Source organism: Sphingobacterium pedocola (assembly GCF_015209965.1).
GTDB lineage: Bacteria > Bacteroidota > Bacteroidia > Sphingobacteriales > Sphingobacteriaceae > Sphingobacterium > Sphingobacterium pedocola.
Window position 1 is genome coordinate 1,952,899 of sequence record NZ_MU158689.1, and the last position, 17,726, is coordinate 1,970,624.

At 38.3% G+C, this 17,726-nt stretch carries 19 protein-coding genes; 10 read left to right on the forward strand and 9 right to left on the reverse strand.

The window, feature by feature from the left end; genetic code table 11:
• Positions 1-3: 3 nt before the first annotated feature.
• Both C4F40_RS08150 and C4F40_RS08155 read left to right on the forward strand, forming a co-directional pair.
• Positions 4-813 carry a 3-keto-disaccharide hydrolase gene (locus C4F40_RS08150; protein ID WP_196938843.1) on the forward strand — a complete coding sequence of 270 codons (810 nt, stop codon included), beginning with the start codon at positions 4-6 and terminating at the stop codon, positions 811-813.
• Between the two features lie 4 nt (positions 814-817).
• Positions 818-1,267 (forward strand): NUDIX domain-containing protein, encoded by a 450-nt coding sequence (locus C4F40_RS08155; RefSeq protein ID WP_196938844.1) that lies wholly within the window; start codon positions 818-820, stop codon positions 1,265-1,267.
• A 199-nt stretch (positions 1,268-1,466) separates the two neighbouring features.
• Here the strand turns inward: C4F40_RS08155 and C4F40_RS21690 are convergent, their stop codons facing one another.
• Both C4F40_RS21690 and rlmH read right to left on the reverse strand, forming a co-directional pair.
• Positions 1,467-1,595 carry a hypothetical protein gene (locus tag C4F40_RS21690; RefSeq protein WP_262894811.1) on the reverse strand — a complete coding sequence of 43 codons (129 nt, stop codon included), beginning with the start codon at positions 1,593-1,595 and terminating at the stop codon, positions 1,467-1,469.
• Between the two features lie 55 nt (positions 1,596-1,650).
• Positions 1,651-2,124, reverse strand: a complete 474-nt coding sequence (rlmH, locus tag C4F40_RS08165) for a 23S rRNA (pseudouridine(1915)-N(3))-methyltransferase RlmH (protein WP_196938846.1) — start codon at positions 2,122-2,124, stop codon at positions 1,651-1,653.
• A gap of 171 nt (positions 2,125-2,295) precedes the next feature.
• Between rlmH and C4F40_RS08170 the strand changes: the two genes are divergently transcribed.
• A complete protein-coding gene (locus C4F40_RS08170) occupies positions 2,296-3,183 on the forward strand; it encodes a DUF3078 domain-containing protein (protein ID WP_196938847.1) in 888 nt (295 codons plus the stop codon).
• A 79-nt stretch (positions 3,184-3,262) separates the two neighbouring features.
• Here the strand turns inward: C4F40_RS08170 and C4F40_RS08175 are convergent, their stop codons facing one another.
• The 4 genes from C4F40_RS08175 to C4F40_RS08190 form a co-directional block, all read right to left on the reverse strand.
• On the reverse strand, positions 3,263-3,892 hold the full coding sequence (locus C4F40_RS08175) for a YceI family protein (protein WP_196938848.1): 630 nt from the start codon (positions 3,890-3,892) through the stop codon (positions 3,263-3,265).
• A 106-nt stretch (positions 3,893-3,998) separates the two neighbouring features.
• A complete protein-coding gene (gene murA, locus C4F40_RS08180) occupies positions 3,999-5,324 on the reverse strand; it encodes a UDP-N-acetylglucosamine 1-carboxyvinyltransferase (protein WP_196938849.1) in 1,326 nt (441 codons plus the stop codon).
• A gap of 171 nt (positions 5,325-5,495) precedes the next feature.
• Positions 5,496-6,233: a DUF4290 domain-containing protein gene (locus C4F40_RS08185; RefSeq protein ID WP_196938850.1), complete on the reverse strand. Its 738-nt coding sequence runs from the start codon at positions 6,231-6,233 to the stop codon at positions 5,496-5,498.
• 58 nt (positions 6,234-6,291) lie between these two features.
• A complete protein-coding gene (locus C4F40_RS08190) occupies positions 6,292-8,559 on the reverse strand; it encodes an ATP-dependent helicase (protein ID WP_196938851.1) in 2,268 nt (755 codons plus the stop codon).
• Between the two features lie 123 nt (positions 8,560-8,682).
• Between C4F40_RS08190 and C4F40_RS08195 the strand changes: the two genes are divergently transcribed.
• Positions 8,683-9,363, forward strand: coding sequence for a M15 family metallopeptidase (locus C4F40_RS08195; protein ID WP_196938852.1), 681 nt, complete (start codon positions 8,683-8,685; stop codon positions 9,361-9,363).
• A gap of 55 nt (positions 9,364-9,418) precedes the next feature.
• Here the strand turns inward: C4F40_RS08195 and dnaB are convergent, their stop codons facing one another.
• The gene (gene dnaB, locus C4F40_RS08200) at positions 9,419-11,017 is read right to left on the reverse strand and encodes a replicative DNA helicase (RefSeq protein WP_196938853.1); all 1,599 of its coding nucleotides are present in this window, start codon (positions 11,015-11,017) and stop codon (positions 9,419-9,421) included.
• Between the two features lie 689 nt (positions 11,018-11,706).
• On the opposite strand from dnaB, the gene ubiE reads away from it, so the two are divergent.
• The 5 genes from ubiE to C4F40_RS08225 all read left to right on the forward strand — a co-directional run bounded on the left by ubiE (position 11,707) and on the right by C4F40_RS08225 (position 15,041).
• The gene (gene ubiE, locus C4F40_RS08205) at positions 11,707-12,447 is read left to right on the forward strand and encodes a bifunctional demethylmenaquinone methyltransferase/2-methoxy-6-polyprenyl-1,4-benzoquinol methylase UbiE (RefSeq protein WP_196938854.1); all 741 of its coding nucleotides are present in this window, start codon (positions 11,707-11,709) and stop codon (positions 12,445-12,447) included.
• The gene (locus C4F40_RS08210; RefSeq protein ID WP_196938855.1) at positions 12,444-13,265 is read left to right on the forward strand and encodes a PorT; all 822 of its coding nucleotides are present in this window, start codon (positions 12,444-12,446) and stop codon (positions 13,263-13,265) included. The genes ubiE and C4F40_RS08210 overlap by 4 nt, the downstream gene beginning before the upstream one ends.
• 13 nt (positions 13,266-13,278) lie before the next feature.
• A complete protein-coding gene (locus C4F40_RS08215; RefSeq protein ID WP_196938856.1) occupies positions 13,279-14,040 on the forward strand; it encodes an SDR family NAD(P)-dependent oxidoreductase in 762 nt (253 codons plus the stop codon).
• A gap of 96 nt (positions 14,041-14,136) precedes the next feature.
• A complete protein-coding gene (locus C4F40_RS08220) occupies positions 14,137-14,586 on the forward strand; it encodes a GatB/YqeY domain-containing protein (protein WP_196938857.1) in 450 nt (149 codons plus the stop codon).
• Positions 14,586-15,041, forward strand: coding sequence for a GNAT family N-acetyltransferase (locus C4F40_RS08225; protein WP_196938858.1), 456 nt, complete (start codon positions 14,586-14,588; stop codon positions 15,039-15,041). Before C4F40_RS08220 ends, C4F40_RS08225 begins: the two co-directional genes overlap by 1 nt.
• A gap of 4 nt (positions 15,042-15,045) precedes the next feature.
• On the opposite strand, the gene C4F40_RS08230 is transcribed toward C4F40_RS08225, so the two are convergent.
• Together C4F40_RS08230 and C4F40_RS08235 are read right to left on the reverse strand one after the other, a co-directional pair.
• Positions 15,046-16,020, reverse strand: a complete 975-nt coding sequence (locus tag C4F40_RS08230; RefSeq protein WP_196938859.1) for a GNAT family N-acetyltransferase — start codon at positions 16,018-16,020, stop codon at positions 15,046-15,048.
• 3 nt (positions 16,021-16,023) lie between these two features.
• Entirely contained in the window at positions 16,024-16,854 is an 831-nt protein-coding gene (locus C4F40_RS08235; RefSeq protein ID WP_196938860.1) for a 1-acyl-sn-glycerol-3-phosphate acyltransferase, read from the reverse strand.
• 209 nt (positions 16,855-17,063) lie between these two features.
• On the opposite strand from C4F40_RS08235, the gene C4F40_RS08240 reads away from it, so the two are divergent.
• Positions 17,064-17,723 (forward strand): CBS domain-containing protein, encoded by a 660-nt coding sequence (locus C4F40_RS08240; protein ID WP_196938861.1) that lies wholly within the window; start codon positions 17,064-17,066, stop codon positions 17,721-17,723.
• Positions 17,724-17,726: the final 3 nt, after the last annotated feature.

The window sequence follows — 17,726 nt, forward strand, 5'->3', positions numbered from 1 at the left end:
CAAATGAAGATTAACATAAACATACTGTACATCCTTGGACTGGGCCTTTTGACAAGTTCGTTTACACTATTATATCAAAAGCAACATGAGGATTGGAAACCCCTCTTTAACGGAAAAGATCTAGGCGGATGGACAGCTAAAATTTACCCATACGAAGTGGGGGAAAATTATGCCAATACATTCAGGGTAGAGGGTGATGTTATTCAGGTGAATTACGATGGATACGGAAAATCCTTTGATGATCGTTTTGGACATCTTTATTACGATGTTCCTTACTCTCATTATCATTTAAAGTTAGAATACAGATTTATCGGTGATCTATATCCCGGAGCACCAAGCTATACTTTACGAAATAGTGGCATCATGTTTCATGCTCAAGATCCGAAAACAATGCCTGCCAACCAAGATTGGCCAATATCTGTGGAAATGCAATTCCTCGGTGGGTTGGGCGATGGAAAAACACGCACTACGGGTAACATGTGTTCCCCTGGCACACATATCTATTACAAAGGTGAGTTGTTAGAAACGCACTGTATAAACTCCACCTCAAAAACTTACCATGGTGATCAATGGATAAAAGCCGAACTTATTGTATTAGGAGATTCAATTATTCACCATATCATTGAGGGAGATACCGTACTGAGTTATTCAAAACCACATATAGGTGGTGCTGTAGTCAATAATTTTGACCCACGAATTAAGATAGATGGTGCGGCACTAAAAAGAGGATTTATTGCACTGCAAAGTGAAGGCCAGCCTGTTGAATTTAGAAAAATTCTATTGAAAGACCTTTCTAACGGTACGAAACACTAAAAGAATGTTTTTATTTAACGTAAGAGTTTACGGAATACTTATTAATGAGAGACGACAAGTCCTCATAAGCGACGAGCGCACGCAGAATGTTTCTTTTACCAAATTCCCGGGAGGCGGCCTTGAGTTTGGAGAAGGACTTATAGATGCTTTAAAAAGAGAGTACCTGGAAGAGTGCAATGTTCATATTGACGTAATCAAACATATTTATACCACTGATTTTTTTGAAAAATCGAGTTTCAATGAAAGCCAGATTATTTCCATTTATTATCAGGTAAAACCTTTGGGACCAATTGGGATTAAAATTAAAGAAAAAGCATTTGATTTTGATGCAGACGGTATAATAGACAAAATCGAATCGTTTAGATTTATAGATATTAACGCCCTAAATTTAGCAGATTTGACGTTTAAAACCGACAAAGTAGCTTGGAAAAAATTTATCGAAATGAGTAAGTAACGAGATAAGGTTTTTTACATATTATTTGGTAATTCAGAAAATGCTTTATAATTTTAGGTTGTTGTCTAATAAACAGATGGTTAAATATCTTAAATTAGGACAATACATCGAATTGTAAAACACCTAGATCTATAGGAGTTTTTATTAATAGTTAGTGTGATTTTAAGGCGATATTCCCCATATCGCCTTATTTCTCATGTTACTTAAGGAAGTAAGCCAATAGCGCAACGATGACACCAACTGCAATAATGAGCCATTTAAAATTACCGCCATTATTTCCTTCATCACTCCTAAATCTGTAGTCTCTTTTATACTTGTTCATGTCCATATCTTGTCCCTTTTTAGTGTAGATAGTATACTTCAATTATTATTTTTTATTCACGCTACTCATGGTGGTAAGGCTCCCCTTTCATAATGGAAAATCCCCTATATATTTGCTCTATAAAAAATAGCCTCACCATCTGGTGTGAAAAGGTTAGCTTTGAAAGTGAGAGACTGGAATTAGCCCGTTGCTTTACCAAATCGGAAAATCCATAAGGCCCCCCAATAAGAAATACAAGATGCTGTGTACTTGACACCATTTTTTGCGCAAGAAAGGCAGACAATTCGACCGACCGCAGTTCTTTTCCAAACTCATCCAATAATATAACAAAGTCCTGCGATGTAATGTTTCTAAAAAAAAGCTCAGCTTCCTTTTCCTTCTGCTGTGCTTCTGATAAATTCTTAACATTCTTAATATCTGGCATAATGACTATTTGAAAAGATATATAATGTTTTAATCTTTTCAAGTACTTGTCTATACCTTCCTGGATATACTTGTCGTCTGTCTTTCCTATACACAATAATGTAATTTTCATCTATACGATCTATTTTTTAACGGAGATGAAGCTCACGATTTCGTGCATCCCCCTACCTCGTTTCGTCCTTCAAATTTGTTAAAAATATATTGATTTGAGTAATAGGATTAAACATATTTTATTATCTTCCCGTTATCAAATATCTTACTAACTAAAAAAAACAAAAAAGGCATGAAAAATTTCAAATCACTTGTATGTTCTTTGCTATTGGCTTCAACTTTACCAGCTTTAGCTCAAGAAGATCCTACTAAAGTTTGGACTATAAAGGGTGAAAATACCTTTTTAATCAATCAGAGTTCCTTCTCCAACTGGGCAGCTGGAGGAGTAAATTCCTTTGCCGGCAATTTAACATTAAATTACGACTTCAATTATAAAAAAAACAAATGGATATGGGACAATAAGGTTTTGGCAGCATATGGACAAACGTTCCAAAAAGAAACGGACTGGCGTAAAAATGATGATCGTTTTGTATTAAATAGTTTATTGGGATATGAGGCTACCGAAAAATGGCTATACACGTTCTTCTTAAATTTCAACACACAATTTGCAAAGGGATACACCTTTGAAAATGATGGCAATCGTTCACTAATTTCATCCGGTTTATCACCAGCTTATCTAAGTTTTGGACCGGGTATAGCATATAAAGAATCTGATAATTTCAAAGTAAATATTTCTCCAGCCGCTACACGATTCGTTTTTGTGACCAGTCCTGACATAGATGAAACAACTTTTGGATTAGATCCGGGGAAAAAATCGAGATTAGAATTTGGTGCTTCGCTAGATGCCCACTATAAGAAGGATATTATGGAGAATATAACGTTTGAAAACATCCTAAAGCTATATGCTAATTATTTGGAAGATCCGCAGAATGTAGATGTAGATTATACCGCAAATCTATTTATGAAAGTAAATAGATTCATTACAGTAAATGCAGGAGTTCAATTAATATATGACGACAACACAAAGATTCCAACAATAGAAAACGGCATAGAGACTGGAAGAGGGGCCAAACTACAGGTAAAACAAATTCTTGGTGCTGGGATAACCTATAAATTCTAATATTACAAAAAGAAGCTAGCGCTGTAACAAAAAACTCTCCACGCAGGTGGAGAGTTTAAATTATACTGTTAAAACGATACTACTTTTTAGCAACGATAGTCACTTTAAAGTTGATTTCTTTCGAAATCAAATCGTCTTCCTTACCTGAATAATTTACACCCCAATCTTCACGGGCGATGTTAAAATCTGAAGTAGTTTTTACCGTAGTATCTGTAATCTCATCAACTTTTGCATCAAAAGTGATGTTTTTAGAAATACCTTTGATCGTTAAATTACCGGAAATAACTGCATCACTAGCAGTAGCACCAGCTTTTACCTCAGTAATTACAAGTGAAGCCTCTGGATGCGCAGCTACAGCGAAAAAATCATCAGCTTTCAAGTGACCATCTAGTTTTTCTTTATATTCACCATCCAAATCAGTACTGCTGATAGAAGACATATCCAATACAAAACTTCCGCCTGTGATAGCTCCGTTATCGACATTAATCGAGCCAGATTTTATGTTTACCGTACCTGTATGCGCCCCAGTAACTTTAGTCCCTGTCCATACCAATGTAGATTCCGCAGGAACCACACTATATGCCTCACCAACTACTTGATCAACGGTTTCAACCGAATCTGCTGTTTCAGCCTTTTTACCTTCTGGATTGCCAGCACATGATGCTAAAACCATAGCAGCTGCTGCCGAGAATAAAACGATTTTTTTCATTTCAATATTTGGATTATATGTTTAAACTTGTAATTATACAAAATTAAAATTCTTATCACACTTATCTTTATCAAATTAATTTATTAACATTTAAAAGACATTTCTTTTAATGACCGGAAGGGAGTACATCTACTCTTTTAATATCCGCACCCAGCGTCTTTAGGCGTTCTTCAATGTCTTGGTAACCTCTTTCAATCTGGTCTATATTAAAAATTGTCGATTTACCCTGTGCAGATAAAGCGGCGATCAACAGAGAGACCCCTGCACGAATATCAGGTGACGACATGGAGATACCCCTTAGCTGTGTCTGCTTATTCAAACCAATCACCGTTGCTCTATGTGGATCACACAGGATGATCTGTGCGCCCATATCAATTAATTTATCTACAAAAAACAATCTACTTTCAAACATTTTTTGATGAATTAGTACATTTCCTTTTGCCTGGATAGCGGTTACCAATACGATACTTAACAAGTCAGGAGTAAATCCTGGCCAAGGAGCATCTGAAATCGTCAGGATAGACCCATCTATAAAGGTATCGATTTCATATGAACTCTGGGCGGGGATAAAAATATCATCTCCCCGCAGTTCCATTTTTACACCCAATCTTGCAAATACGGAGGGGATCATACCCAGCTCATTATAACACACATCTTTGATGGTAATTTCCGAACCCGTCATCGCGGCCAACCCGATAAAGGATCCGATCTCAATCATATCAGGCAGCATTCGATGCGCCGTGCCTCCCAGTTTTTTTACACCCTCTATTGTCAACAAGTTAGAGCCGATACCCGTTATCTTTGCTCCCATTCTGTTGAGCATTTTACAGAGCTGTTGTAAGTAAGGTTCGCAAGCAGCATTATAAATCGTTGTTGTACCTTCAGCGAGCACTGCTGCCATAACAATATTTGCAGTTCCAGTTACCGAAGCTTCGTCCAATAAAAGAAACGCACCTTTCAATGCAGTGGCATCGACGTTAAAAAAATGATTTTCAGCATCATAGACAAACTTTGCACCTAACTTCTCAAAACCCAAGAAATGGGTATCCAAACGACGGCGCCCTATTTTGTCACCCCCTGGTTTAGGGATAGCTGCTTTTCCAAATCTGGCTAGTAAAGGCCCCACGATCATAATTGATCCGCGCAACCCTCCGCCCTTTTGTTTAAAGTCGTCAGAAGCAAAATAATCAATATTAATCTCTTTTGCTTCAAACTCGTAGGTATCCTTATTCAATCGGTTAACGATTACCCCCAAAGAACCCAAAAGTTCGATAAGCTTGTTTACATCCTTGATATCAGGAATATTACTTATGGTAATTTTCTCTTCCGTCAGCAATACCGCCGACAATATTTGTAATGCTTCGTTTTTGGCTCCCTGAGGAACAATTTCACCCTTTAAAGGCTTTCCACCAATAATTTCAAAAGCGTTCATAGTTGGATTAAGTATCGAAAAATATTCTTAAAAACAAAACCTTCATGTCCGTAACATCAACCGTCATAAAGGTTCTTGATGACCATCGAACCGAACCGCCAGAAGGACGGGAACTCATCGATGTAGCTAAATATACGTTCTAGCTACTTACTACAAGTAACTTCGTATTCTTTACTTTTTATACGTATTACTCTGATAAGGCTTTCTATTATTGTTGTTGCTACTGCTACTGCCCATTTTTCGTCTGCCGCTATTATTATTGTTGTTATTGTTACTTTGTCTTTTACCATTCTGATTACTTTTCTGGTTACTTGACGCAGCGACTTGTGTTTTCCCCCTATTACCTGGAGGCGGGGTACGAAAATCTAATTTAGTAAGAACTGTATCTTGCGGAAGGCTTAAAGCTCCTTTTGAAAGCTCTTTTAAATCTTCAATAATCTGCAAGTCGTTTACCGAATCTTTATTCCAAGTAATGTAAGCCATTTTCATAAAGTTAGCTACGCTCAACGTCATCTGCTGCTTTACATCTTCATTCGTCACTCCTTTCGCCTTCTCAATCATCTGTTCCACGATGTGACCATAATGTTTGAAGCGTATTCTATTTTGAGGATACGGAATAGGTTGAGGCTTCACGTTCATATCCTCTTTTGTAGGGATAGGATAAGGAGAATCTACATCTATTTTAAAATCAGAAATGATATGAAGATGATCCCAAAGTTTATGTTTGAAATCAGAAACATCTCTTAAATGAGGATTAAGTACCCCCATCATATCTATAACGACTTGCGCTAATCTATTGCGCTCTTCTTTTTCGGGTATAGTACAAATATGGTCGACCATATTTTGTACATTTCTTCCATATTCCGCCAAAATTAAGTTTGAACGGGTACTGTTATAATCAAAATTCATATAGAACGGTTAAACGCTATAATAACGTTATTTATATTATTTTATTTTAAAAGTCCTACTATTGGACTATTCTTAGTTTTGCAAATTTAAGCAACAATTGTTTCTGTCCCAATTCTTTGAAAGAAATAGTTGCTTTCATATCCGGTTTATTTCCTTCCAGATTTACCACTTTTCCAAATCCGAACCGTTCGTGTTCCACTTCCATTCCTATTTGAAGGGTGCTCGTGTCGGATGGAGCGAATCCCGCGGTAGGGACATGTGCTTTTGGTAATATGGATGTCGTTTTCATAACCTTTGGCTTTGGTTTTGAAAAAGTATCCTTTTGCTGCCATGTAACACGCTCAGATTGAAAACCGTCATCCTCTTTAGTGGGCATTCGCGGCTTAAAGTCGAGCTCTAAACAAGCCGGATTAAGCTCGTCCAAGAATCTACTTGGTTCACAATTATTCAATGTACCCCATCGATAACGTGAAGTTGCATACGACAAATGTAGCTTTTTTTCCGCTCGCGTCACAGCAACATAAAATAGTCTTCGCTCCTCTTCCAATTCTGTTCTTGAATTAAGCGACAGCTGAGACGGAAAAAGATTCTCCTCTAATCCCACAATAAATACGTTCGGAAATTCCAAACCTTTGGACGAATGAATGGTCATTAAAGAAACCGTATCGGCATTCGGGTTCTTATCGTTATCGTCATTCGTCAACAGCGCTATATCCTGAAGGAATACATCTAATCCCTTTTCTTCGATATCTTCCCGTTCCGAAAACTCTTTGATCCCATTTAATAGCTCTTGAATATTTTCGTACCTATTTAAGCCTTCCACCGATTTGTCTTCGTACAGATCTTTCAATATTCCGGAATGCTGTGCAATATGCATTGCTGTTTCAAAAGCACTGTGGTTATTACCAACAGCCTGAAAACTTTGAATCATCAATGCAAAACCTGATACTGCGTTAAAACTTCTCCCATCAAGAAACATTTGCGCATTCACGACAACATCCCAGATACGGTATTGCTGCTGGTCTGCCGCCACAATTATTTTTTCGATTGTAGTATCCCCTATTCCCCGTCGTGGGTAGTTGATCACCCGCTTTAGTGCTTCTTCATCGTTCGGATTATACGTTAATCGAAAGTAAGCTATTAAATCTTTAATTTCTTTACGTTGGTAGAATGATGTACCACCATAAATTTTATAAGGTACATTTAATTTGCGAAGCGCCTCCTCCATAGCCCTAGACTGCGCATTGGTACGATACAGAATCGCAAAATCTTTATAATTATAGCTCTTGATAGATTTTTCCTGAATAATTGCTTCGGCAACAATTTTTCCTTCTTCGTTATCCGAGAACGCCCGAGCTACCTTTATCTTGTCTCCCTCCTCATTGTCAGAAAACACGTTTTTCTCCAGTTGATTTTTATTATTTGCGATGATACTATTTGCCGCATTAACGATCATCTTGGTTGATCGATAATTCTGTTCTAGTTTATAGACCTTCACATCTGGATAATCTTTTTGAAAATTCAAGATATTCTGAATGTTTGCACCACGAAACGCGTAAATACTTTGCGCATCGTCGCCCACTACACAAATATTCTCATTCACGGCAGCCAGCCGCTTAACAATCAGATATTGTGAAAAATTTGTATCCTGATATTCGTCAACCATTAAGTACTTAAACTGGTGCTGATATTTATGCAACACCTCCGGAAACTTGTTCAATAACACATTTGTTTTGAACAGTAGATCGTCAAAATCCATGGCTCCTGCACGATAGCACCGTTGCGCATAGGTCATATAGATTTCCCCGAGCTGTCCTCTTCCATTTTCACGATCCTCAGCCAGGATAGCTTCATTTTTGTTATACTCCTGAGGAGATATCAAATTATTCTTGGCAGACGAAATCCGTCCATATACATGATTGACATTGTATAGCTTATCGTCCAAATTCATCTCTTTGAGGATCGCACGCAATAAGCTTTTGGTATCATCGGTATCGTAAATGGTAAAATTCTTCGGGTAGCCAATGAGCTCCGCCTCCACCCGCAAAATACGTGCGAAGATAGAGTGAAATGTACCCATCCAAATATTTTTTGCTTCCGCCCCCACTACTTTCATGATACGCTCGCGCATCTCTTTAGCAGCCTTATTGGTAAAGGTCAAAACTAATATATTGAAGGGGTCAACACTTTTGTTGATTAAATGTGCTACGCGATACGTGATGACACGGGTTTTCCCCGAACCTGCTCCGGCCACAATCATTACCGGCCCTTCAGTCTGTTCTACGGCCGCGCGTTGTGAGGGGTTTAATCCTGCTAAATAATCCAAAATATTGTGAATTTTTTATCCGTTAGAAAATATGGTGTAAAGTTAATAAAAATCATTTTATATACCGGCAGACTCTTCTATAATAAAACAAAAAACGTAACTTCAATAATTATAGTAACCTTCATGAAAAAACTGTTAATCTTCACTGCACTGCTATCAATGCACTTTTCTAATGTACAATCACAGAAAAGTAAGATTCCAAAAGACTTTACATACCTACACGACGTAATACCGAATATCGAATATGACATCCGATATTACGGCAGCCACAATTTTGTCGGAAGTCCCATCGACGGATACGAATGTCCGACTGCAATTTTGTCCCTCCGGGCAGCTCAAGCTTTAGCAAAGGTTCAACAACAGCTTAATACCCGCGATTTAGGTTTGAAAATATTTGATGCCTATAGGCCTCAGCGTGCAGTCGATCATTTCATTAGATGGGCAAAAATGACACATGATACCGTTGCGAAATTCGAATTTTATCCTATGGTGGATAAAAAAGATCTTTTCAAGAAAGGATATATCGCCACCCGATCAGGACATAGCAGGGGAAGCACAGTAGACCTCACCATAATAGATTTAAATACAAGAAAAGAACTCGATATGGGAAGTCCCTTTGACTTCTTTGGCGAAAAATCCCATCACAATTCCGTGCATATTACCAATGAACAGAAGAAAAACAGGCAACTTCTTAAATCCGTGATGGAAAAACATGGCTTCAGATCGTATTCAGAAGAGTGGTGGCATTACACCTTAAACAACGAACCCTATAAAGAAACCTACTTTGATTTTCCAGTACAGTAGCCCCATAAAAAACCTACTGTTCGAGGAGTAAGCTATATTATTTTCCTGCCCTTAATTAAAATGGCGCGTCATCTGGCATATCATTCATCCGGGAAGGCATGGTGATACCACCACCTCCGCCAAAATTCTCAAAGGATGCAGAAGGCAGTATAGCCGAAGGTGCACCGAAAGGATTATCTCCACCCCCAGAGGCAAAGGAATCCCCCCCCATACCCGCGAAATCATCTTCCAAATCCACAAATTTCACATATTTACCTATAAATCGTAAAGGAACAATCCCTGTTTCTCCGTTACGGTGTTTTGCGATAATTACCTCTCCCACTCCCACAGTCGATCTTCCCTCTTCATCTTCGGTAAGACCATAATACTCCGGACGATACAGGAAGAGTACCATATCCGCATCCTGTTCGATAGATCCCGACTCCCTTAAATCCGAGAGCATAGGTCGTTTGCTATTACCTGGTCTAGATTCAACTGCGCGACTCAATTGAGATAGGGCCAATACCGGAATATTTAACTCTTTTGCGACAGATTTCAAAGCACGGGATATACTACCAATTTCCTGTTCCCGGTTTCCACCACCTTTGCCTTCAGCTTTACCATGCATCAATTGCAGGTAATCGACAATTACCATCTGGATATCATGTTGCGCTTTCAGACGTCTACATTTAGCCCTGAATTCAAATACATTCAGTGCAGGTGTGTCATCGATAATCAACGGTGCTTCGGTTAATCTTCCGATTCGGGAATGCAGTTGTTGCCATTCATGATCTGCTAAATTACCTTTTTTGAGTTTTTCTTGTTCTATTTCGGTTTCTCCGGCAATAAGGCGATTCACGAGTTGAACGGAAGACATCTCCAATGAGAATACTGCTACCGGCTTGTTGTGGTCTACCGCAGCATTGCGTGCGACGGACAATACAAAGGCTGTTTTACCCATTGCAGGACGGGCAGCTATAATAACCAAATCCGAAGGTTGCCATCCTGAAGTCATACGATCCAAGGCCGTCAAACCCGAAGGAACTCCCGTTAATCCATCTGTTCGATCCCGTAATAATTCCAAATTGGAGATTGCTTCCCGCATGATATCATCCATTTTCCGGGAATCCCTACGCAAGTTATTTTGAGCAATATCAAATAAACTCTTCTCCGCATGATCTAGTAGATCGAAGATATCACTGGTTTCATCATATGATGCATTGATAATTTCGGTCGAAACTTTTATTAACTCGCGCTGAATATATTTTTGGGAAATGATACGGGCATGATATTCAATATTAGCTGCAGAAACTACGCGGTCTGTAAGCTGTGTAATATAGTACGCTCCACCCACCATTTCCAAAGCCCCCATTTTACGCAACTCTACCGTTACGGTCAATAAGTCTATGGGAGACGTTTTTTGAAATAAACTAAAGATCGCTTCAAATATCTTCTGATGCGATTCTTTATAAAAAGAATCCGGTTTTAAAATATCAATTACTTCACTCAATGCATTCTTTTCCAACATCAATGCACCCAATACGGCCTCTTCCAAATCTACCGCTTGCGGAGGGAGTTTACCTAAACCACTTATTAAGTTATTTAGGTTAGTACGTTTCTTGTTAAAGTTGGTACGACCGGTATTAGACGACTGCGCAGAAAATTCTTGATCCATACTATATATTTTTAGGGCTTACCCGCCATTTTGAGTTCCGAATTTTACGGGATAACAAAAGTAACAAAAATACACCTACGTTTATTTTTAAGTTCTAAACATTATAAAAAAGTTGCATCAACAATTATAGAATTTTCGTTTGTAATTTCCATTCCTTTATCCACACAAAATGTTTAAAAAATGTTAACTATTTTTTAGACAATCTCACTATCAAAAAGTTACATACATGTTAATAACTTTAACGGATGTTAATAACTACAAAAGCAATACTGGCTCAACCTTTTAATAAGCTGTGATACGTTAACTTTTCATAATCAATACATTAAGCTAATATTTACAAAAAACAATCTTTTGATTTAATTTTCAGCTACATTTTAAGACACTATTTTTCACCCAAATAGATTATTTGTAAATGGAGACAAAACTTGCATGTGATAAATATTATCCATACCGAGCTTACACGTTCACCGTGGGCAAACCAGTAACCGCCTGGCGTTCATTCATACATTATGAGCATACACTAAAGAATAAAAATTGCAAATATCCATCTCATGTATAATCGCCGATAAAAGCAAATTACGAATAGTATTTTTCTGTCCGGTATATTCACCCGAGTTTAGCTTCAATGGCATACATAAGACCGCTACGCTAAGTTTGTGAATGCAAAGCATTTTATCTAAGTTTGCGTTATGTCAAATGATGCTTCTACACTAAAACCCTATAAGTCCAAAGACGGCGGAAAGAAAGAACAAGTAGCTGATATGTTTAATAATATATCCAAGACTTATGACCTTCTTAATCGGGTAATGACGATGGGTATTGATACCATATGGCGCAAAAAAGCAATCCGGTCTTTAAAGAATATTCAGCCACAGCTCATACTCGATGTTGCGACCGGCACCGGTGACTTCGCGATTGAATCCATCCGTATCCTTAATCCAAAAAAAATAATAGGTGTAGATATTTCCCAGGGCATGTTGGAGGTAGCAGCAGAAAAAATCAAGAAAAAAGGGCTACAAGATCAATTTGAAGTCCAATTGGGTGATTCTGAAAAGCTTCAATTTGACGACAACACATTTGACGCAGTTACGGTAGCTTTTGGGGTGCGTAATTTTGAGAACCTAGAGCAAGGACTTGCAGACATCTATCGGGTTTTAAGACCCGGAGGTAAAGCCGTGGTATTGGAACTTTCAAATCCGACGGCATTTCCGGTCAAACAATTGTATCACTTTTACTTTCATAAACTAACCCCTGCTTTGGGTAAATTGATTTCCAAAGATGCGAGTGCGTATTCTTACCTTCCAGAATCGGTTGCTAGATTTCCGGATGGAGAACGATTTGCAAAAATAACCAGCAAAGTAGGATTTAAGGAAACAATAGTCAGGCCGCAAACATTTGGATTTTGCACCATTTACGAAGCAACTAAATGAAAAAACTGTCCGCCCTCATCATATTTATATTTGCGGTAACGTTTAGTTACGGTCAGCGCGGCTTTTCACTTCCTTTTAGTTCGGTTTATGATGAAAACGCTCCTCTTCTATTGGGGTTGCAATACAATTATGTAAACCAAAATTACATACTAGGTCTAAAAAAAGGATGGCAGGGCGAATCCATTGATTACCCAGCTGACAACATCAATGATGTAGGCGAATTACAAGGCATAAGATCCAAAACGGGATCGGGATTTTCGGTGAGTATTCCAGTAGACTTCCGCGCTACTGAAAATCTCTACTTCACGTTTAGCCCCTCTTTCCTATTCATCAATAATCTGGGGATTGAGTACAGCAGCATGGATGAAACTAAAGAGCCCTTACTCCGGAAAACAAGGCATATTCAGACTTCCACTTCGGGATCCAACTTCAATGCATTCGAATTCCCTTTTAACATCAAATTCAGATCTGACGAGAAAACCCTTAAAAACAAATTCAATAGATACAGAGGCTATGTAACAGGAGGTGCACGCTATTCAAGATGGATCGGTATTAACGGAGAATACAATGCTTTACTTAAAGAATCTTCAGAAATCGCAGAATCCATTATCTTAAAACCCGGATATCTCTCCTGGGAATTTGGCATCGGCGCAGATATTTTCTTTCCTTATTTTAAGATGTCGCCCGAGATCAAGTTTAATCAAAGTTTTAAATCTGTATTAGACCATCAGCATCCATTAGCAGCGGGCAACCAATTTATGGCCCCCTTAGAGAAAGGTCTGATACGTAATATTTATTTGAGTGTCATTTTCCAATAAGCAATCGGTTACTATGAGAACGGTATTGATTACAGGTGCAAGTTCAGGAATCGGGGCAGCCTGTGCAGAAACATTAGCAGCAGAGAATTACAGACTAATATTATGTGCTCGAAGAGAAGATCGACTTGACGCACTAAAGCTCAGCATCTTACGCAAGTACCCTACCTGTGAAATTCACATTATGGTATTGGATGTGCGCGATTACGAAGGAACATCTTCGGCTATAGAAAGTCTCCCCGAAGCTTGGAAAAACATAGACATACTGATCAACAATGCCGGGTTGAGCCAGGGATTAGAGCCGATTCAAGACGGTGATATTGGCGATTGGGATCGAATGATCGACACCAATGTAAAAGGTTTGCTCTACGTCACCAAATCCGTAAGCCCTCTTCTCAAGAAAAGTAAGACCCCACATATTATCAATATCGGATCTATTGCGGGAAAAGAGGTATATCCCAATGGCAATGTGTATTGCGCTACTAAACATGCTGTAGATGCACTTAATAAAGCCATGCGGATTGATCTACTTCCTTTTGGCATAAAAGTTACGGCGGTTAATCCGGGAATGGTAGAAACAGAATTTTCGGAAGTTCGTTTTAAAGGTGATACAGAAAAAGCCAAAAGTGTATACATGGGGCTCACGCCATTAAATGGTTTTGATATTGCTGAGATTATCAGCTTTGTTTTATCAAGACCTACGCATGTCAACATCAATGACTTGCTGGTTATGCCTACAGCGCAGGCAAACGGAACAATAATCAACCGAAACAGCTAATTTGGAGAACAAGATTAAAACATCAAAGAACAATAACTTTTGAACCGAGCATGCGAGTTCATCTGTATATAATTTTCACTTATTACTCATTAAACTATGTCATTAGAACAACAAATCAATCAAGATATCAAGGCGGCGATGATCGCGAAAGACAATGCCAGATTAAGGGGGCTCCGCGCCGTAAAAGCCGCGATTTTATTAGCTAAGACTGAAAAAGGCGGCGGCGAAGAAGTTTCCGAGGAAACTGAGATCAAGGTATTACAAAAATTGGTTAAGCAGCGCAAAGAATCAGCTGAGATTTATAAAGCACAAGGGCGCGAAGATTTGTTACAGATCGAAGTAGAAGAACAAGAAGTTATCGAAGAGTATCTTCCAAAACAGCTGGATAGAAGTGCAATTGAGACTATCATTAAAGAAATTATTTCATCTACCGGTGCTTCGGGGATAAAAGATATGGGAAAGGTGATGGGCGCAGCCAATCAAAAGCTCGCAGGCCAAGCTGACGGAAAGACAATCTCTGAGGTAGTAAAATCTCTATTAGCGTAATGAACATCATCTGGAAGATAAAAGCATTTGAAAATTTGTCTCCCTACGAATTATACCAAATCCTGAAGTTGCGGATCAATGTCTTCATGCTCGAGCAGGAATGCTTATACGCAGAATGCGATGACAAAGATTTAAAAGCGGAGCACCTTTTTGGTTTCCATGAAAACAACATCATTGCGTATACGAGGTTACTTCCTCCGGGCATATCGTACAAAGAGTGTTCTATCGGTAGAGTAGTAACCGCTTCCGACTATAGAAAATTTGGAATTGGGAGAGCGTTAATGGAAAAAGCTATTGAGCGAATTGTATCCGAATTCCCCGGCAGTGGCATCCGTATAAGTGCGCAGGCCCATCTTCAAAACTTCTACGAAAGTTTGGGGTTTCAAAAAGAAACCGAGCCGTATTTAGAGGATAATATTCCCCATATCGAAATGGCTTTACATGTAAACAAGTAAAGGGCTACGATTGTCCCTCTACTTGTTTATTACGACTTCCGTATACTTTATCCCGCTCATAAGTGGCGATGTGCCTTTCCTTCTTTGCTGCGTAGATATCTTCTAACACGATCATTATACCCGTTTCTTCTACTTCTCCAAATTCGTCATTCAATGCTGTTCCGAAAGTCATCATCGATGGAGACAGATTCATGTATGTATTGATCAAGGGAGGGATATTCTCGCCGAGTTCCCTTACTTTGGTATTTACAATCTTATAACCTTCTTTATAAGATAAGCCTTCAAAAATACCCCTATACTTCGTAATATCTGTTTTATAGCCTAAGTTCAGATTTTCATAAGGTTTAACTAATCCTTTCTTATCCGGAAAATAAGATTCCATAAAATAAATCAACAGATCTCTCGCTTCCGCGTTAAAATGTGGATACATAGTTACTTTACCAAATAGGTATTTCACATCGGGTGTAATTTCCACTAATGCCCCCAAACCATCCCAAAGGTTATCAAGGGAGAATAGCCCCTTTCTGTTATCAATCGCGGGTTGATATTTAGGTTGTACCCAGGATCTACCGAGTTCAATCGTGTAAGGAAGGTATTCCTTTTTGAATTTATCTGAGAAATCAAAATAATGAGCCGTTGACAGGTGTATCTCGCCCTGCTGATCGATAGCGTCATCACATTTGATGACACGGTAACCGGCTATGATTTCTTCGTCGTCTGGATTCCAGGCTATTAATTGATCATAATTATGTGCCGAGGTGTCATTTTCGTCAATATCCAATGGCAACCCTGTCCCTCCACCGGCACTCCTAAATGTAACCTCTCTCAAACGTCCAATTTCGCGCATAATGTTAGGTGCATAGTGATAATTCACGACATACACTTCGTTATTGCCATTATTGGTATATCTCAAAAAAGCTTCTTTTGTTAATTCCGCTTTTATCAGGTCTCTCTCTACTGGAGGTATAATTTCTTGCATACACTATTTATTGTCCTTCGCCATTTCATAAACGAGCTGCTTAACATCTGCAGCCCACTGCCTCTCATTTTTTGCCGTATCAAAATATGAATACGGTATCTTTTTTCCAATTTTTATGGTTACCCGTTGCCCTCTTTGCGAAAACATTTCATCTGGTAAATATAACATCTCCATGTTAAACTTTACCCCTAATTTTTGTCTCCATCGAGAAAAATTATAAAAGAAATTAGAATTCTTTCCTTCAATAAAAACAGGAACTATATTTTTTTTATATTTTTTGGCTTTTGAAATAAAGCTTTTTTTCCATTCTAAATCAACAATTTCGCTATTGATTTTACGAGATACCAATCCTGCCGGAAACACCAGCAGAGCATGATCAGCAGCATATGCTTCATCTATAGCAGATATCGCGTTTTTATTTTGTCCGCCTACTTTATTCACCCCTATGAAAAGAGGTTCTAAGTTGCGGATATTGAGCAAAATATCGTTTACCAAAAACTTCACATCCCTGCGATAGCGTCCGATGGCATGCATAAATGCGATACCATCCAATCCACCAAGGGGATGATTAGAAGCAAAAATAACACTTTCATCAATAGGAATGTTATCTTCGCCTTCCAAAACAACTTCAACACCTAATTCATTAATCAATGCATCCACAAAATCCAACCCATACAAATCCTTGTATGTGGTCATTATATAATTTATTTCATCTTCGTGGATCGTACGTTTTAAATAACTAATTAATGGTTTAGGTATCCATTTGGCCAGTCTTGGACTTTTTTTATGTATAACTTCTCTTACTTGTATAAACTTATCTTGCTCAGTCGCCATGTGTTATGGTTGAATTCAAAATCTTCACGTGTCCCGTACCGTAAAAGTACATAAAATTATATTAAGTATATAAGAAAAATAATGAACTACTTAGGAATAATCAGTATGTTTGATAGGGATAACTGTCCTGAGAACGCGCATTTATCGAAGTTTAAGAATAACGATTAAACGTTTTGCTTTTTTTATTGTTTAACATATAAAAGATTACAATGTTCATTGGCCAATACATATCAGCTGATTTTCATGAAGTTCTACCAAAAGACTCTGTAGATTTTGTATTGAATAACATGAATGAATTTCAAGTCAAATATTTGCCTGTTGTAAGTAACGGCCGATATCACGGACTTATATCCGAGGATTTACTTTTAGAACAAATCGACGGCAATCTTCCGATAGAAGTACTATCGACTAAATTCAGACCAATTTATTTATTCGATTACCAACATATTTACGACGCGTTACAGCTTATTGCGTCTTACGATTATTGTATTATTCCCATTTTGAATAAAAATCATGAATATATTGGCATATTAACAAAGCAGCGCCTCTTGGTGGCACTGAACGAAACCCTAGGGTATCAGGAAGGCGCTATAATCGTTTTAGAATTAGGCATGCGAGACAATGCCCTTTCTCACATCGCGCGCCTCATCGAAGCCGAAAACACACTTATCCTGAGTACCGCGGTGCGTCCAATTGCAGAATCTTCAAAATTAGAGCTCACCATCAAAGTAAATAAAACGAATATTGCAGCTATTGTTTCTTCGCTGTGGCGTAATGACTACGTTGTAAAGGCGACTTTCAGAGATGGTGGAGACCAGTCGGATATCCAAGACCGATATGACCTTTTGATGAATTATTTAGATTTATAAGTA

What these genes read in the sequence shown, in the direction of transcription:
- C4F40_RS08225 (WP_196938858.1), top strand. Translation starts at nt 14,586, where the DNA reads ATGAACATCATCTGGAAGATAAAAGCATTTGAAAATTTGTCTCCCTAC.
- C4F40_RS08235 (WP_196938860.1), bottom strand. Translation starts at nt 16,854, where the DNA reads ATGGCGACTGAGCAAGATAAGTTTATACAAGTAAGAGAAGTTATACAT.
- C4F40_RS08195 (WP_196938852.1), top strand. Translation starts at nt 8,683, where the DNA reads ATGAAAAAACTGTTAATCTTCACTGCACTGCTATCAATGCACTTTTCT.
- C4F40_RS08215 (WP_196938856.1), top strand. Translation starts at nt 13,279, where the DNA reads ATGAGAACGGTATTGATTACAGGTGCAAGTTCAGGAATCGGGGCAGCC.
- C4F40_RS21690 (WP_262894811.1), bottom strand. Translation starts at nt 1,595, where the DNA reads ATGGACATGAACAAGTATAAAAGAGACTACAGATTTAGGAGTGATGAA.
- C4F40_RS08150 (WP_196938843.1), top strand. Translation starts at nt 4, where the DNA reads ATGAAGATTAACATAAACATACTGTACATCCTTGGACTGGGCCTTTTG.
- C4F40_RS08175 (WP_196938848.1), bottom strand. Translation starts at nt 3,892, where the DNA reads ATGAAAAAAATCGTTTTATTCTCGGCAGCAGCTGCTATGGTTTTAGCA.
- C4F40_RS08170 (WP_196938847.1), top strand. Translation starts at nt 2,296, where the DNA reads ATGAAAAATTTCAAATCACTTGTATGTTCTTTGCTATTGGCTTCAACT.
- C4F40_RS08185 (WP_196938850.1), bottom strand. Translation starts at nt 6,233, where the DNA reads ATGAATTTTGATTATAACAGTACCCGTTCAAACTTAATTTTGGCGGAA.
- rlmH (WP_196938846.1), bottom strand. Translation starts at nt 2,124, where the DNA reads ATGAAAATTACATTATTGTGTATAGGAAAGACAGACGACAAGTATATC.
- C4F40_RS08240 (WP_196938861.1), top strand. Translation starts at nt 17,064, where the DNA reads ATGTTCATTGGCCAATACATATCAGCTGATTTTCATGAAGTTCTACCA.
- ubiE (WP_196938854.1), top strand. Translation starts at nt 11,707, where the DNA reads ATGTCAAATGATGCTTCTACACTAAAACCCTATAAGTCCAAAGACGGC.
- C4F40_RS08155 (WP_196938844.1), top strand. Translation starts at nt 818, where the DNA reads ATGTTTTTATTTAACGTAAGAGTTTACGGAATACTTATTAATGAGAGA.
- murA (WP_196938849.1), bottom strand. Translation starts at nt 5,324, where the DNA reads ATGAACGCTTTTGAAATTATTGGTGGAAAGCCTTTAAAGGGTGAAATT.
- C4F40_RS08230 (WP_196938859.1), bottom strand. Translation starts at nt 16,020, where the DNA reads ATGCAAGAAATTATACCTCCAGTAGAGAGAGACCTGATAAAAGCGGAA.
- dnaB (WP_196938853.1), bottom strand. Translation starts at nt 11,017, where the DNA reads ATGGATCAAGAATTTTCTGCGCAGTCGTCTAATACCGGTCGTACCAAC.
- C4F40_RS08210 (WP_196938855.1), top strand. Translation starts at nt 12,444, where the DNA reads ATGAAAAAACTGTCCGCCCTCATCATATTTATATTTGCGGTAACGTTT.
- C4F40_RS08220 (WP_196938857.1), top strand. Translation starts at nt 14,137, where the DNA reads ATGTCATTAGAACAACAAATCAATCAAGATATCAAGGCGGCGATGATC.